11 protein-coding genes are annotated in these 14,829 nt (G+C 37.7%); 5 read left to right on the plus strand and 6 right to left on the minus strand.

The annotated features are described in order from the left end of the window. Window positions 1–95 precede the first annotated feature (95 nt). Both PHO43_RS05590 and PHO43_RS05595 read right to left on the minus strand, forming a co-directional pair. Window positions 96–2,525, minus strand: a complete 2,430-nt coding sequence (locus PHO43_RS05590) for a TonB-dependent receptor (RefSeq protein ID WP_053826974.1) — start codon at window positions 2,523–2,525, stop codon at window positions 96–98. Window positions 2,526–2,644: 119 nt separating this feature from the next. After that, window positions 2,645–2,995 carry a DUF8478 family putative metalloprotein gene (locus PHO43_RS05595; protein ID WP_052673248.1) on the minus strand — a complete coding sequence of 117 codons (351 nt, stop codon included), beginning with the start codon at window positions 2,993–2,995 and terminating at the stop codon, window positions 2,645–2,647. 122 nt (window positions 2,996–3,117) lie between these two features. On the opposite strand from PHO43_RS05595, the gene PHO43_RS05600 reads away from it, so the two are divergent. The 5 genes from PHO43_RS05600 (at window position 3,118) to PHO43_RS05620 (ending at window position 9,310) form a co-directional block, all read left to right on the plus strand. Beyond that, window positions 3,118–3,654, plus strand: coding sequence for an HD domain-containing protein (locus PHO43_RS05600; protein ID WP_053826973.1), 537 nt, complete (start codon window positions 3,118–3,120; stop codon window positions 3,652–3,654). A gap of 64 nt (window positions 3,655–3,718) precedes the next feature. Continuing rightward, complete coding sequence (locus PHO43_RS05605; RefSeq protein WP_045090654.1) at window positions 3,719–4,321, plus strand: nucleotide exchange factor GrpE; 603 nt, start codon at window positions 3,719–3,721, stop codon at window positions 4,319–4,321. A gap of 1 nt (window position 4,322) precedes the next feature. Next, window positions 4,323–5,480 carry a molecular chaperone DnaJ gene (gene dnaJ, locus PHO43_RS05610; RefSeq protein WP_045090655.1) on the plus strand — a complete coding sequence of 386 codons (1,158 nt, stop codon included), beginning with the start codon at window positions 4,323–4,325 and terminating at the stop codon, window positions 5,478–5,480. 161 nt (window positions 5,481–5,641) lie between these two features. After that, entirely contained in the window at window positions 5,642–7,549 is a 1,908-nt protein-coding gene (acs, locus tag PHO43_RS05615; protein ID WP_053826972.1) for an acetate--CoA ligase, read from the plus strand. 126 nt (window positions 7,550–7,675) lie between these two features. Further along, the gene (locus tag PHO43_RS05620; protein WP_288009349.1) at window positions 7,676–9,310 is read left to right on the plus strand and encodes a sialidase family protein; all 1,635 of its coding nucleotides are present in this window, start codon (window positions 7,676–7,678) and stop codon (window positions 9,308–9,310) included. Between the two features lie 24 nt (window positions 9,311–9,334). Here PHO43_RS05620 and PHO43_RS05625 read toward each other — a convergent pair whose 3' ends face one another. The 4 genes from PHO43_RS05625 to PHO43_RS05640 form a co-directional block, all read right to left on the minus strand. Further along, window positions 9,335–10,258: a dihydrodipicolinate synthase family protein gene (locus tag PHO43_RS05625; RefSeq protein WP_288011579.1), complete on the minus strand. Its 924-nt coding sequence runs from the start codon at window positions 10,256–10,258 to the stop codon at window positions 9,335–9,337. Window positions 10,259–10,312: 54 nt separating this feature from the next. Then, a complete protein-coding gene (locus PHO43_RS05630; RefSeq protein WP_288011581.1) occupies window positions 10,313–11,575 on the minus strand; it encodes an MFS transporter in 1,263 nt (420 codons plus the stop codon). A gap of 66 nt (window positions 11,576–11,641) precedes the next feature. Beyond that, window positions 11,642–12,856 carry a cyclically-permuted mutarotase family protein gene (locus PHO43_RS05635; RefSeq protein ID WP_288011583.1) on the minus strand — a complete coding sequence of 405 codons (1,215 nt, stop codon included), beginning with the start codon at window positions 12,854–12,856 and terminating at the stop codon, window positions 11,642–11,644. A gap of 15 nt (window positions 12,857–12,871) precedes the next feature. After that, the gene (locus tag PHO43_RS05640; protein WP_288011585.1) at window positions 12,872–14,827 is read right to left on the minus strand and encodes a family 20 glycosylhydrolase; all 1,956 of its coding nucleotides are present in this window, start codon (window positions 14,825–14,827) and stop codon (window positions 12,872–12,874) included. Window positions 14,828–14,829 lie beyond the last annotated feature (2 nt).

Consider the following 14,829-nt stretch of genomic DNA (forward strand, 5'->3'; position numbering starts at 1 on the left):
AAGAGTAGAATGTGACCAATAAAATAGATATGTATAAATAAAACAGGTGCAACTGCATAAAGTTGCACCTGTTTTGGTTTAATGTTTTTTGATAGTTAGAGCAATATTTTTGTACCTATGAAAAATGTTCTTGGCATTCCAGGTCCATAAATGTAGTTGCTGGCTCTTCCTGCACCGGTATCAAAATCTTTCTGAAATGAGTTGAAAATGTTTTGAATGCCAGCATTCAGCTCAAGCTTTGTGTCATGATAAACATTAATAGTGTATGCAATTTTTGTATTGAGTTCAAAAAATGATGGAGATTTTTCAGTTATATAAACTGTAGAGAACTTGTCAACACCTTCTACACCAAAACCTGCATCATGAGGCACAAGCATACTGCCAGTATAGTTGCCCGACAAAGAGGCTGTAAACTTATCTGTTGGAGCTAAAGTTATCACTAAATATGCATAACTGTCAGGTGTTCGCATCATTCTTTTCGTAGGTATTACCTTATCTAATTCTTCCTCTTCGGGTGTTTCAGGTTCCCACCATTTTCTCTCCTCTTCATACAGACTTTTTTGAAATGTAGCCCCTGCCTGCAGATCGAGTTTATTGTTTAATGCAATTCTGCCTTCAAGGTTCATACCATACACCATCGCTCCAGAGCTTGCATTCTCTATAACAATTTCATTTCCAAGTCTTACATCAGTAAAAGGGTTGTTTAGTTTTGTATAGAATCCCTCGATAAGCAGGTTTAATAGTCTGTTGTTATCTATCTGATGATAGAAATCTACCGAGCCACTAACACTGTTTGATCTCTCTTCTTTCAGCTTTTCAGAGAGTATCCTCACTATCTGTTTACCTCCTGCAATATCCACATGGAGGTTTTCATCGAATATCTGAGGTGCACGAAAACCCGCACTATATGTAAGTCTGAAGTTAATATTTTCGGTTGGGTTGTACCGCATATTAATTCTAGGACTGAAAATTGCGTTATCCACTAAATTATGCTTATCAAGTCTTCCACCAACAAGAAAGCTCCACATTTCAATTTTCCATTCATTTTGGATGAATCCACTTAATGTATATGTTTTCTGTGAAATTTTCTCTGTTCGGTAGCCACTTATATCATCAAGTTCACTCCCAAGGTATTCAGCTCCGGCAGTAAGGTCAGCCGGCATGAACCACAGATTGCTGAACGATCGGATATAATGACCTCCAATCTGATAGGTGAGTTCAGATGTTGTACCAAAGGAATTTAATCGTGCTTGGTTGTTCTTTATTATTTCATTTATGCTTTCGATTTCATCTTGAGACATACCTGGTTCAATTGCAGGTACATTATTATTAAAAGGAGTACCTGCACCATAGTAACTTGCTCTTTCCGTATGACTGGCAGCTGTATAGAGATTAAGTTTGCTTTTTTGATCAGATGAATATTTATCGAAGCTCAGAGAACCACTATTAATGTAATGCTCAACTTGCTCTGTTATAAAACTTTCATAAGGTTTAAGATCTAATCTGTCTCCACCACGCCGGAATTCATGAATATTCCTGTATTCAAGGGTAAGCTTTGAATATACACCTGTTTTAAGGAAAGATCTAAATCCGAGTGACCTGTTTTTTAACGAGGGCAGCTCTGTAAAGCTATCTCCATCTATATCAAACCCATCTCTTAGGCGGTGCTGACCATAAACCATTATACCTGCATTTCGAGTGTCATTTACAAGTGAGGCATTAAATGTTGTGTTATTCTCTAAACTACCGCTGCTGTTTATACTTGATAAGGTGTGAGAGAACTCACCACTGTTTCTAATAGGTTCCCGCGTTATGATATTAATTGTTCCTCCTATGGCATTGGCTCCGAAAAGGGCAGATCCGCCTCCACGAATTATTTCAATTCGTTCAATCATATTAGCAGGTATCTGTTCCAGACCATAAACACCAGCTAGTGCTCCAATCATCGGCCGAGAGTCGATGAGAATCTGTGAATATGAACCTTCCATACCATTTATTCTAACCTGTGTAGTTCCACAATTCTGGCAATTATTTTCAACTCTTAATCCGGGTTGAAATTTAAGTCCATCCGACAATGTTTTTGAATTTGTTACATCTAATGTTTGCATATCGAGAACACTGACTAGTGATGGTGCAGTTCTTCTTGTTGTCTCATTTCTATTTGCAGATACAACCACTTCATTAAGTGAAGTTGACGACTCTTCCAGTTCAAAATTTATCTCTATTGTTTTTCCGGCTTCAATGTTTACTTCTCTTGAAACTGTCTTGAATCCAATCATAGACACTTCAAGAGTGAAATTGCCTGTGGGAAGATTTCTTAAAAAGTAGTGGCCAGTACCATCTGTAGTTATCCCAATTGTTGTGCCCTGCAGTTTAACTGTTGCATATGGGAGATGTTCATTGGTTTTTTTATCCAAAACATGGCCATAAATATTTGCATCTGTCTGATCTGTAATGTTATTATCCGCTTTGATATAGTTGTTAAATAGTACAACTATCAGAGTGATTATTATAAACTTCTTCATTCTGTTGTTTGATTTGAGTGTATAGTTATTCTGTATGAGACTATCAGACTATGATAGGTCTACTATTTTATCAATCATAGATGAAATGATTGTGTGGTCTGATATCCAGACCGATCTATTCACAGAAATGAAGGAGGAGCCCTGAGCAGTAATGATGTAGTGGGGCTAATTATGTGCAGGTGCTGATAAAGATTGCTATATCTTATCTTTTTTAGGGGAATATTACCTGAAAGATCTACATCAGGTATTATATCTGATGTTATTGATGTGTTGAAAAGCTGATCGAGCAGCTGAAGCTCTTTTTCAGAGTGGTCATGTGAAGGTATTTCACCTAACCTTATAGGGTGTGAGTGAACGTACCTGATGTTGTTAATATAATGTGAATGGGTGAAAAGTGTGATACTGCATACGTATAATGTAAACAGCAATGGATAAAACAAACTAAGCCTATTCAACCTTTTTTTCAGCATATGTTGACAAATATATGTTATTTATATTTTCTCACTTATATGTTTAGACTAAATTAACAAATATGAATCAGCTGACAGATTGATATTTTTATGCTACCTTTGTAGCTGGAAAACCGATATTTATGGATCCAAATATAATTATAAGAAAGTACTATAAAGAAGGAACTAAATTATATGATATCTATATGTCTCATTGTAGCGATGTGACAAAAAAGGCTCTTGATATAGTTAATAAACATCCTGAGCTGGCTGTAGATGTTAAGTTTATAGAGGAGGCAGGAATGCTTCATGATATTGGGATTTTTAAGACCAAAGCTCCTCATATTGCATGTATGGGAGATATGCCATATATATGTCACGGTTATCTGGGACGAGAGCTATTGACCGAAGAGGGGTACCCTAAGCATGGTAAGGTGTGTGAGAGACATACAGGTACAGGACTAAGTCTTGAAACAATCCTCAACAGGAACTTGCCAATTCCAAAAAGAGATATGAGACCCCAAAGTCTTGAGGAGCAGATAATCTGCTTTGCAGATAAATTTTTTTCAAAATCTCAGTTGGGAAAAGAAAAACCATTAAAGAAGATAAGACAAAGCCTGAGCAGACATGGTTGGCATCAAGTAGAAATTTTTGATGAATGGTGTGAATTATTTCTTTGAAAAAATTATGGCAAACTATTTGCAGTAGACTTAGGGTAGATATTGAAAACAAAATAAATTATATATGAAACGTGGAACAGGTCAGCACGATAGTGCTAAAGACAGTGAAAAAGATATTAAGGACAATTTGACAGAAAACAGCGATAATTCAGCTAAGGAAGAAGTAAATAAAGATTCCGGGGAACAGGAGGATATTGACGAGTATACAAAGCTTAAGAGTGAATATGATGAGCTTCAGAAAAGTCATGAAGATCTGAATGACAGTTTCCTAAGGTTAAATGCTGAATTTGACAATTTCAGAAAAAGAACTATAAAAGAGAAAGCAGAGATCATAAAAAATGGAGGTGAGAGAGTTCTGCTTAATATTATATCATTAGTAGACGATTTTGAACGTGCACTTGACTCTTTGCATCAGTCAGAGGATAAGGATGCAATGCTTGAGGGCATGGATCTTATTTATTCAAAGTTCATCAGCTTCCTAAAACAAAATGGAGTAGAAGAGATCGAATCTGTAGGCATGCCTTTTGATGCTGACACTTTTGAAGCTGTTACAACCGTACCAGCACAAGATGAGTCACAGAAAGGTAAAGTGATTGATTGTATACAAAAGGGTTATAAATTGAATGATAAAATTATTCGTTTCCCTAAAGTAGTTGTAGGAGAATAATATGGCCGGTAAAAGAGATTATTACGAAGTTCTGGAGGTACCCAGAAATGCATCAGCTGAAGAGATAAAAAAGGCCTACCGAAAAAAGGCAATTCAGTATCACCCGGATAAGAATCCAGGGGATAAGGCTTCTGAGGAAAAGTTTAAGGAGGCTGCCGAAGCTTATGAAGTATTGAGTGACGAGAATAAACGTGCAAGATACGATCAGTTTGGACATGCAGGTGTAGGCAGTTCTGCATCAAGCGGCTTTGGTGGTGGAGGGATGTCAATGGACGACATCTTCTCTCAGTTTGGAGATATTTTCGGAGGACACTTTGGTGGATTTGGCGGTTTCGGGGGCTTTGGCAGTTCTCAGCGCGGAAGAAGGGTTAACAGGGGTTCTGATCTACGAGTGAAAGTGAAGCTTACACTAAAAGAGATTCTTAACGGAGTTGAGAAAAAGATTAAAGTTAAGAAATATGTCTCTTGTTCCCACTGCGATGGTAATGGCTCTGAAAACGGTAACTCTGTATCTACATGTACCACATGTAATGGTTCAGGGGTTGTAACACGTGTTGCAAACACTATACTTGGTCAAATGCAGACTTCATCAACCTGTCCTACCTGTAACGGTGATGGAAAAACAATAACAAAAAAATGTTCTAACTGTAATGGTGAAGGTATAGTAAGGGAGGAAGAAGTTATATCTATAAAGATTCCTGCAGGTGTAGCTGAAGGTATGCAGCTTTCTATGTCCGGAAAGGGTAATGCTGCACGTAGAGGCGGTGTAAACGGTGATTTGCTGATAGTAATAGAAGAGGAGGAAGATCCAAATCTTATCAGAGATGAAAATGATGTGATATATAATCTGTTCCTTAGTTTCCCAACTGCAGCACTTGGTGGAACCGTGGAGGTGCCAACAATTGATGGTATAGCTAAAGTTAAAATTGATCCGGGAACACAACCGGGTAAGGTTTTACGCCTGCGAAATAAGGGACTGCCCACTGTTAATGGATATGGAAAGGGAGATCAGTTGATACATGTAAATGTATATGTACCGGAGAATCTTAGTGCTAAAGAGCGTAAGCAGATGGAAGAGTTTGAGAAATCAGAGAGCTTTTCTCCTTCAGCAACCGCACGTAAAAGTGTGTTCAATAAATTCAGAAAGATGTTCGATTAGGTACTAAAAGAGAATATTTATATAAGAAAGTAGTGGTCAGATTATTAAAAATTCTGACCACTACTTTTTTTTATTATACAAAGCTAAGGATATCTAAAACTTTTTCACTCACAGATATGTTCAGAATTAAAATTGTTTAAACATTTAAAAATCCGGTAAATATGAGTAGTTACAGTATAGACTCTCTGGAACAATACTTTAAGGTGTATAGGAAATCAGTGAATAAACCTAAAAAGTTCTGGGGTAAAATTGCAGAAAATAATTTTACATGGTATCAGAAGTGGGATAAAGTTGTGGAGTTTGATATGCAGAAAGCGGAGTTTGTTTGGTATAAGAACGCAAAGCTTAATATAACAAAAAATTGTATCGACAGACATCTTGCCAACAGAGGTGATAAAAAAGCAATCATATTTGAACCAAATAATCCCGATGAACCATCAAGATTTTTCACGTACAGTGAGCTTTATACTGAAGTGTCCAAGATGGCTAATGTTTTACGTGATCAGGGTGTAAAAAAGGGTGACAGAGTCTGTATATACTTGCCTATGATTCCGGAACTTGTGTTTACAGTCTTAGCATGTGCCAGAATAGGAGCTATTCACTCAGTCATTTTCGCAGGCTTTTCAGCAAATGCTCTGTCAACCAGGATTAATGACTGCAATGCAAAGGTAATCATTACTGCTGACGGAGGATATAGGGGCAATAAAACTGTTGATCTTAAAAAAATTGTGGATGATGCTCTAAACAAAACTAATACAATAGAAAAGGTTCTCCTGGTAAAAAGAACTAATCAGGAAATAGATTTTAAAGAGGGGCGCGACATATGGCTGCAACCTTTGCTTGAACAGGCAGAAACTACCAGTAAAGCTGAAGTTATGGATGCAGAAGATCCTCTTTTTATACTATATACATCAGGTTCAACCGGCAAACCAAAAGGTATGGTGCATACAACCGCAGGATATATGGTATATGTTGCATATACATTTAAAAATGTATTTAATTACAAAGAAAATGATGTCTATTGGTGTACAGCTGACATAGGATGGATAACAGGCCACTCATATACAATATATGGACCCTTGCTTAATGGTGCGACAACAGTATTATTTGAAGGTATTCCGTCTTATCCCGATCACAGCAGATTCTGGAATGTAATACAAAAACATAATGTGAATCAGTTTTATACAGCACCTACTGCTATTCGTTCGCTTGCTAAAGAGAGAATAGAATTTGTACAGGATTTTGAAATGGATAGCCTTAAAGTGATCGGTTCAGTAGGAGAGCCAATAAATGAAGAGGCATGGCATTGGTACAACGACCATGTAGGTAATAAACGCTGTCCATTGGTAGATACATGGTGGCAAACTGAAACAGGAGGAATTGTAATCTCTGCCATACCTTTTGTTACACCAACAAAACCTACATACGCTTCTTTGCCACTGCCGGGTATCAGACCGGTATTGATGGATGAACTGAGAAATGAGATAGAGGGAAACCAGAAACTTGGTAACCTCTGCATTGATTATCCATGGCCGGGAATTGCAAGAACCATTTGGGGGGATCATCAGAGATATATTGATACATATTTTTCTAAGTTCCCGGGGAAATATTTTTCCGGTGATGGAGCTTTGCGAGATGAGGTTGGCTATTACAGGATTACCGGAAGAGTTGATGATGTGATTATTGTTTCGGGTCACAACCTGGGCACTGCACCTATAGAAGATGCAATCAATGAGCATCAGACTGTTGCTGAAAGTGCTGTTGTAGGATTTCCTCATGATATTAAAGGTAATGCACTGTATGGATTTGTGGTACTGAAAGAGGTTGGTTTATGGCGTGACAGAAATAATCTGTATAAAGAGATCAACCAGCTTATTTCTGATCAGATAGGTGGAATAGCTAAACTGGATAAGATACAGTTTGTAACAGGATTGCCAAAAACAAGATCAGGAAAAATAATGCGCCGTATTTTGAGGAAAATAGCGGAAGGGGAAAAGAGTGATTTTGGTGATATAACAACATTGGTAAATCCTGAAATAGTTGAAGAAATAAGCAAAGAGGCCTTATAATAATATAATTTATATACAATATAGGCAATTTACTGTTTTATTTATTGAGTATATAATTTGTTTTACTATATTTACTAATTATATACACCAGTATTATTAAAATATTATACAAACAAACTAACTTTTATGAAAACTAAAATCTCTTTACTTTTTTTGTTGCAACTTTTTGCACTTACTTTTATAATTCAGGCTGCTGATACAGTACAGGTAAAGCAGACCAAGATTCCGATTCTTATTGACAGAACCGACAATGTATTATTCTATGTAAGGATTGATGCCAAGAGTTCCAAAGAGCTGAATGAGATAAAGCTTCGCTTTGCAGATGAAGTAAACCTTAGCGAAATTGCAGCAGTAAAACTTTATTATAGCGGTACTGAAGCACCGCAAAGAAGAGGAGAGCTTCATTTTGCACCTGTGGGACAATATATATCCAGTCACTCTCCCGGAAAGACTTTATCAGCCAATGAGTCATACTCCATAAAAATTGTTGAGGAGAAGTCACCTGGCAACGATGTAGTTTTTTCTCCCAATTATAAACTATTCCCTGGTATTAACTACTTCTGGGTAAGTTTGCAGATGAAACCCAACAGCTCTCTTGTCTCAAAAATAGATGTGGAAATGAGTTCTGTAAAACTTGATGGTAAGGATGCACCTTTATCAATGTTTTCAGAGAAGGCAGTTCATAGACTGGGAATTGGTGTGAGACATGCTGGTGATGATGGTTCTGCCTCTTTCAGAATACCAGGATTAGATACTTCAAATGAGGGTACACTTTTAGGTGTATACGATGTACGTTATAACAGTAGTGTAGATCTGCAGGAATATGTTGATGTTGGACTAAGCAGAAGTACAGATAAAGGTCAAACATGGGAGAAAATGAGATTACCTTTAAGTTTTGGTGAAACTGATGGTATGCCAAAGGCACAGAATGGAGTAGGTGATCCGGCAATTCTTGTTGACAAAAAAACAGGTACTATCTGGGTTATTGCAGCATGGACACACGGTATGGGGAATGGCAGAGCATGGACAAACTCAATGTCAGGAAATGGAAAAGAGACTACAGCTCAGCTGGTATTAAGTAAAAGTACAGATGATGGCAAAACCTGGTCTGAGCCTATTAATATTACAGAGCAGGTTAAAGATCCTTCATGGAACTTTTTACTGCAAGGCCCCGGTAAAGGTATAACAATGGAAGATGGAACATTAGTGTTTGCAATTCAGTTTATCGACTCAGAAAGAATGCCTCATGCAGGCATAATGTATAGTAAGGATCATGGAGAGACATGGAAAATTCACAATCCTGCAAGATCTAACACAACAGAAGCACAAGTGGTGGAAGTTGAGCCGGGTGTGTTAATGCTAAACATGAGAGATAACAGAGGAGGGAGCAGGGCTGTTGCTATAACTACCGATCTGGGTAAAACATGGAAGGAACATCCATCATCACGCAGCGTACTTCAGGAGCCGGTTTGTATGGCAAGTTTGATAAGTGTTAAAGCAGAAGATAATATAATTGGTAAGGATATACTCCTTTTCTCAAATCCCAATACAACAAAGGGCAGAAATAATATTACTATCAAAGCAAGCTTAGATGGTGGATTAACATTCCCTACAGAATATGATGTATTGCTTGATGAGGATTACGGTTGGGGTTATTCATGCTTAACTATGATTGATGAGGAGACAGTTGGCATCCTTTACGAAAGTAGTGTAGCACACATGACCTTCCAGGCTGTTAAACTGACTGACCTCATCAAATAGTTAATCAATCATTATAAATAATGATCAGAGCTTGTTGCATCGTTCGAAGAAACCGATTGCTTCAAGCTCTTTTCTTATTATAGCTTCTTCTTCAGATGTTACATTCTGGAATGGAGTACGATTGATACCCAAATCAATACCTAAGAATTTCATTATTCGTTTTCCGGCAACAATATTGCCTCTGTAACGAGCAATAACATTGATAACTTCCTGTGCAAAGTTTTGGTGATCAACAGCTTCGGCAATATTACCTTTATTATATTCATCAATAACGCTAACAAGAGTTTTACCAATGTAACTGCCAGTTCCGCTAATTCCTCCCTTAGCACCACCCATAATCAGAGCAGAAAGTATTGTCTCATCCTGCCCATGGAGCATATCAAATTTACCATTTTCATAGAGCATGCACTGATTGTATTCATACAGACTTTCATATGTGTATTTGATACCAGCCAGATTAGGGATTCTTCCATCTGCAGCTTTAAGGAAAGGAAGCATAGGAAGGAAAACTCCATTTAATGCAGGTATATGATAGAAATAGAATGGCAGATCAGGGGCGCCGCAAGCAATTTCTTCGCAATATTTTACAAGCTCTTCAACTCTTCCTGCTTTTGGGAATGGTGAAGCCATTGCACCTGTACCAAAAGCTCCTATCTCCTGTGCATGCTGAGCAAGCCTGAAGCTATCCTTTATACAGGTTGCCCCCACATGTACAATTACCTTAAATCCTTTGGGAGATACTGATACCCACTTTTCAGCAAGTTTCATTCGCTCTTCAACTGTCAGCATATAACCTTCACCCGAAGATCCGTTTATAAATACGCCTATCAGTCCATTTTTCTGCAACATGGATGCATAATTATCTATAGGGCTCAGATCCACTTCACCTTTTTTGTCAAAAGGAGTAAATGGTGCTACTATTAATCCTTTAATCTTTTCGAATTGCATACTTAGTATTTTTATTTGTTTACGATTTATAATTCTTATTTTTTGCTTTTAGCTTTAATTCTCCTGATTGTAAGTCAGTTCAGGTTTAGGTTTTACAAATATAAGCATCAGTACTACGGCAACTAATACTACAATTGATAATTTGCTGAAGTCTGCCCCCAAATTTCCTGCATCTGTTGAACTGCCAAGCATGAGAGTAACGATATAACCTGCAAATACACCCATCATATTCATTATTCCATATGCTGTTGCCCTTAGTTTCTGTGGTATAATCTGGCAAAGAATAGGCATGTTGTTTGTGTCAAACATACCAAAACCAATACCAAACAGCACAGCAGCACCAATTAGTCCTACATAGCTGTGACCATAGCCTAATAAAATCAGAGATGGAATAGTAAGCGTTAAACCTATAACGCTAGTGTAAATTCTTCCTCTTATATTTTTCTGTACCCACTTGTCAGAAAGTGGCCCACCAATAAGTACTCCAAAAAACGATGCGATAGCAATAGATATCGTAGCCATAGGTCCTGCCTTAGCCATTTCTACACCCAGATTCTCTGAGAATAGAGTAGGTAGCCAGTTTTTTGTTGCCCATCCCGGGAAACTTGGAGCCATAAAATAGAACAGCATTATCCAGAATGAGAGTGTTCCTAATATTAATCCGAATGAACTTAAAACAGAGGCTTTCTTAACTGGAGTTTTTTGAGGATCGACATTGAGTCTTGATGTTTTTGTTCCTGCATGACCCTCTTTATCAAATAGTATAAATATCAATAATACTGAATAAATTATTCCAACTATTCCAAACCAGTGAAATACAGTTTGCCAGGAGTAATTTGCGGCAATAGTAGCACCAAAACCACCGAGAGCCTGACCGGTATAAAGTCCCGACATATGTATTCCAATTGCCAGAGATCTTGTTTTTGAGCTATGAAAATCTGCAATCATAGCAAGTCCGGTAGGCAGATACAGCGCTTCACTTACACCCATTAGCGCTCTAAGCCAATAAACCTGACTGTAGGTCTCAGCATAACCCATTCCCCAGGTTACGGCCGACCAAACGAAAAGGCTGCCCACAATTAGCCATTTACGATTTACTCTATCTGCAATTATACCTGCTATAGGACTCATTAATCCATATATAAGCAGGAATATACCCATTATTCGTCCAAAGTTCTCTGCAATTGCCAGTTCACGGATATCCATCTGCATAGAAGATTGCATGGTAGAAAGCATCTGTCTGTCGAGATAATTCAGAAGGGCTACAAACCAAAGCAATCCAACTACTACCCAGGGATAATATTTACTGTTTCTCATTATTTGTCTTTTATATTGTTTCTTTGATTAATAATTTCAATTTGACCCCATATTAAGGGTGTATATTTACTCTGTTACAACCTCTCCCATATATGATACAGATGTTCTTAAACCAGGCTTTAACTCACCCTGCACAGCATAGAATCTGTTTCCATCAGTTACCAGAGTGGCGCCGGCGCGTGCTGAGTTGGTTGTATTATCAATGGTTATCCATTCTCCTGTATGAGTATCATAAACCCTGCATTCAGTGTTGAACTTATAATATTCAACAGGTTGAGTCATATAATGCTTTGAGAAATTTAGATTTTTCTCCTTCTTTTCTTCAGGAGTTAATTTAGTATCAAATCCAATGTTATATTGCGTAGTGATTGCATCAAGGAATATATCATAATTTACACCACCAAGGCATATTATATATCTGTTGTTGATAGCAAACGCAGTTGCTCCTCCAAGTGAGAAGGGATTACCTGTTTCAGGGTCAATCTGCTCACCAACCACAGACCATACATTTTCAGCAACATCAAATCGTAAAATATCAGTGGCCATAGCCGGTTCTTGATTCTCATCACCACCAAAGAAGCCTCCTAAAAGATAAATATAGGTTTTACCTTCTGTTTCTAATGAAACCAATACTGGCTGTACTCGTGGTATTCCTGGGTAATCTGGCAATTCAATCCACTCACTATCAGTTTTAGTATCTAAGCAATAAAATTTATTGGAAGATTTGCCATCCACGATGCCACCACCAACAAATACAGTTTCATTAATGGAGCAACCAGAGAAATTGTCCATAGGAAAAGGTAAATCAACTAATGGTTTGAGTGAAATTTCATTATTTGGTGATAGCGACAACTTATAACAGGACTTTAATGACTCTTTTTCATTGTTACCACCTATCCATAGTGCTCCTTCTGAGACAGAAACAGAGACTCCATAGGCTGAAGGTGTTGGGAGCCGGCCTATAACTTTCCAATCTTCAGAAGTATTGTCATAAATCAATATCTCATCGTAAAAAGCTTTTGCTCCACCTTCAAAACCAAGCTTACCGGGAAAATTTGCTCCTCCTGCAACTATTAATTTCCCGTTGATCAGTGCAGCATAAGATGCAGATACACCTTTAGTTAAATCTCCGTTTAAACCGGCTGTTGATAATTTGTTCCAGTTTATTTTCATTGTATTGTTTTTTGATTTTTCACTTGCAGGCTGTTTACAAGAAAGTGTGAATACTGCTACAAGTGAAATAATAAATAGTTGCGATATGAAAGTAGTAAACGAATTCATTTTCAAATTCAACTCTTATTCTTTTATTTTCGAAGGGCTATATATTAATCCCGGCATTGCCTCTTTTCCGTCAGGAGTGACAAATATAAATGTATACATCCATTTCTGCAGCCTTACTTCAGGAGTACTGAATTTACCAACGGGCAGTTTCAAAAGTATCTTGTTCCATCCTTTATTTAACTGAACCTCTATTGGTTCACGGGCTATATAGTTCTCATTCTTAAGTGTAATCTCATTTGTCTTTTCAGTATGAGTATTTTCCCACACAGGAGCCGGAAGTTCCTGATTATTAATCCATATCTTACTACCTCGATAGTCCCATTGTCCCTGTGGTGCTGCAAGATCAGCTTCTGATCTGCTGTAGTCCTGAGTAGAAGCCCATAAACCTACTTTTTGAGACTTAGGAGACCATACCCATGTGTATGCATATGCTGTATGATTTTCCTGAGGGTTATCATAGAAAGCAGGAACAGTTTGACCCCAAACATGTCGTAAATAAATACCTGCACCAACTGCAGGGTTTGCATTATATACTTCTCCTTCATATGTATAACTATCACTTAGATTCTCTTCAGGAGGGAACGACATATCCAGATCTCCTCCGTTTGGAAATGGATCTGTAATATTCCATTTCAAATGGGTCTGTTTAACATAAGGGAAAGGTTCATCAGCAAAAATATACTTTTTATGCCAAAGCATGCGATCCTCAAAATTGGCAAACTCAATGAAAACAGGATCATTTTCATCAGTAGGCAGAATTACACCATTTTTATCAAAATATTCACTGCCGCCACCTCTCCAGGTACGTTCTGCAAACGCCATCATATTTGGATAGAAATAGTTTTGAAGTATAATATCTTTTTCAGTTGGCAAATAACGATCATTCCAAATTGCAAGTATTGACCCGGCTATATCATCACTTCCCTGCACCTGATTGTATATTCTGCTGTTATATAACGCAACGATATCTCCAAAGGCATCGAAGTGATTTATATAATGAAACTTTGAATCTATCGCAGGTATACCCGGCTGTGCCTTGCCTTTATAACTCCATAGCTGAGTAGCATCAATCTCTCCCGGTTTATAATTCCAGCCGGGATTCCATGAGATTACCTTCTTTCCGAAACCACGGACATATTCTACCATCTCAGGAACAAAATCAGGATTAGTAAATTGCACTTCGTCAGTACCAATATGTATGTACTCAGCATCAGGGAAGACCTCTGTACAGATCTCTTCCATAAGCTCCTTTAATATCTTCATTCCTTCAGGAGATTGCATATCCACACCCATTGCACGTACAAAAGCCGCACTGTGACCCGGCATATCAATCTCTGGAATTAACATCATATTGTGTTGACGGGCCCAATCTGCAATCTCGTGAGCATCTTCAATAGTATAGTATTTTCCGTGTAAACGGGTGAAACTGCTGCTGTCGTTAAGTTGAGGGAATCGCTTGCTTTCTAGTCGCCATCCTTGATTTTCAGTCAAATGCCAGTGAAACACATTTACCTTATACTGTGATAAAAGTGAAATCTGTTTTTTAAGCTCTTCTACAGATATAAAACTTCTGCCAACATCATGCATAAAACCACGGACACGAAAAGCAGGCCAGTCGGTAATAACAACCTGAGGTATATACTGATTACTATTTTGTGCCTGTAAAATAAGTTGATTTAATGTTTGTTTAGCCCAAAAAACACCTTTATCGTTTACAGCTTCTATTATCACAGAGTCAGGAGTTACCGAAAGTCTGTATCCCTCCTCTTCAGGGAATGAGCTTATGAATTTTACTGATATTTTATCAGCATCAATCTCACCGTTTTTAAGCTGATGTTTTTTTGACCAGTCGACCACTACTTCCTGGGGCATTGGGAGCAATTGGAGCGACTCACTATTTTTTTTATTTGAGCAGGAAATAAGTCCTGATACTAAAAAAAGTACAAAAAGTAATTTGCTATTAAGTTTCATTT

This window comes from Lascolabacillus sp., from assembly GCF_028696275.1.
GTDB classification, from domain to species: Bacteria; Bacteroidota; Bacteroidia; order Bacteroidales; family Dysgonomonadaceae; genus Proteiniphilum; species Proteiniphilum massiliensis.

What these genes read in the sequence shown, in the direction of transcription:
- PHO43_RS05590 (WP_053826974.1), bottom strand. Translation starts at nt 2,525, where the DNA reads ATGAAGAAGTTTATAATAATCACTCTGATAGTTGTACTATTTAACAAC.
- PHO43_RS05595 (WP_052673248.1), bottom strand. Translation starts at nt 2,995, where the DNA reads ATGCTGAAAAAAAGGTTGAATAGGCTTAGTTTGTTTTATCCATTGCTG.
- PHO43_RS05600 (WP_053826973.1), top strand. Translation starts at nt 3,118, where the DNA reads ATGGATCCAAATATAATTATAAGAAAGTACTATAAAGAAGGAACTAAA.
- PHO43_RS05605 (WP_045090654.1), top strand. Translation starts at nt 3,719, where the DNA reads ATGAAACGTGGAACAGGTCAGCACGATAGTGCTAAAGACAGTGAAAAA.
- dnaJ (WP_045090655.1), top strand. Translation starts at nt 4,323, where the DNA reads ATGGCCGGTAAAAGAGATTATTACGAAGTTCTGGAGGTACCCAGAAAT.
- acs (WP_053826972.1), top strand. Translation starts at nt 5,642, where the DNA reads ATGAGTAGTTACAGTATAGACTCTCTGGAACAATACTTTAAGGTGTAT.
- PHO43_RS05620 (WP_288009349.1), top strand. Translation starts at nt 7,676, where the DNA reads ATGAAAACTAAAATCTCTTTACTTTTTTTGTTGCAACTTTTTGCACTT.
- PHO43_RS05625 (WP_288011579.1), bottom strand. Translation starts at nt 10,258, where the DNA reads ATGCAATTCGAAAAGATTAAAGGATTAATAGTAGCACCATTTACTCCT.
- PHO43_RS05630 (WP_288011581.1), bottom strand. Translation starts at nt 11,575, where the DNA reads ATGAGAAACAGTAAATATTATCCCTGGGTAGTAGTTGGATTGCTTTGG.
- PHO43_RS05635 (WP_288011583.1), bottom strand. Translation starts at nt 12,856, where the DNA reads ATGAATTCGTTTACTACTTTCATATCGCAACTATTTATTATTTCACTT.
- PHO43_RS05640 (WP_288011585.1), bottom strand. Translation starts at nt 14,827, where the DNA reads ATGAAACTTAATAGCAAATTACTTTTTGTACTTTTTTTAGTATCAGGA.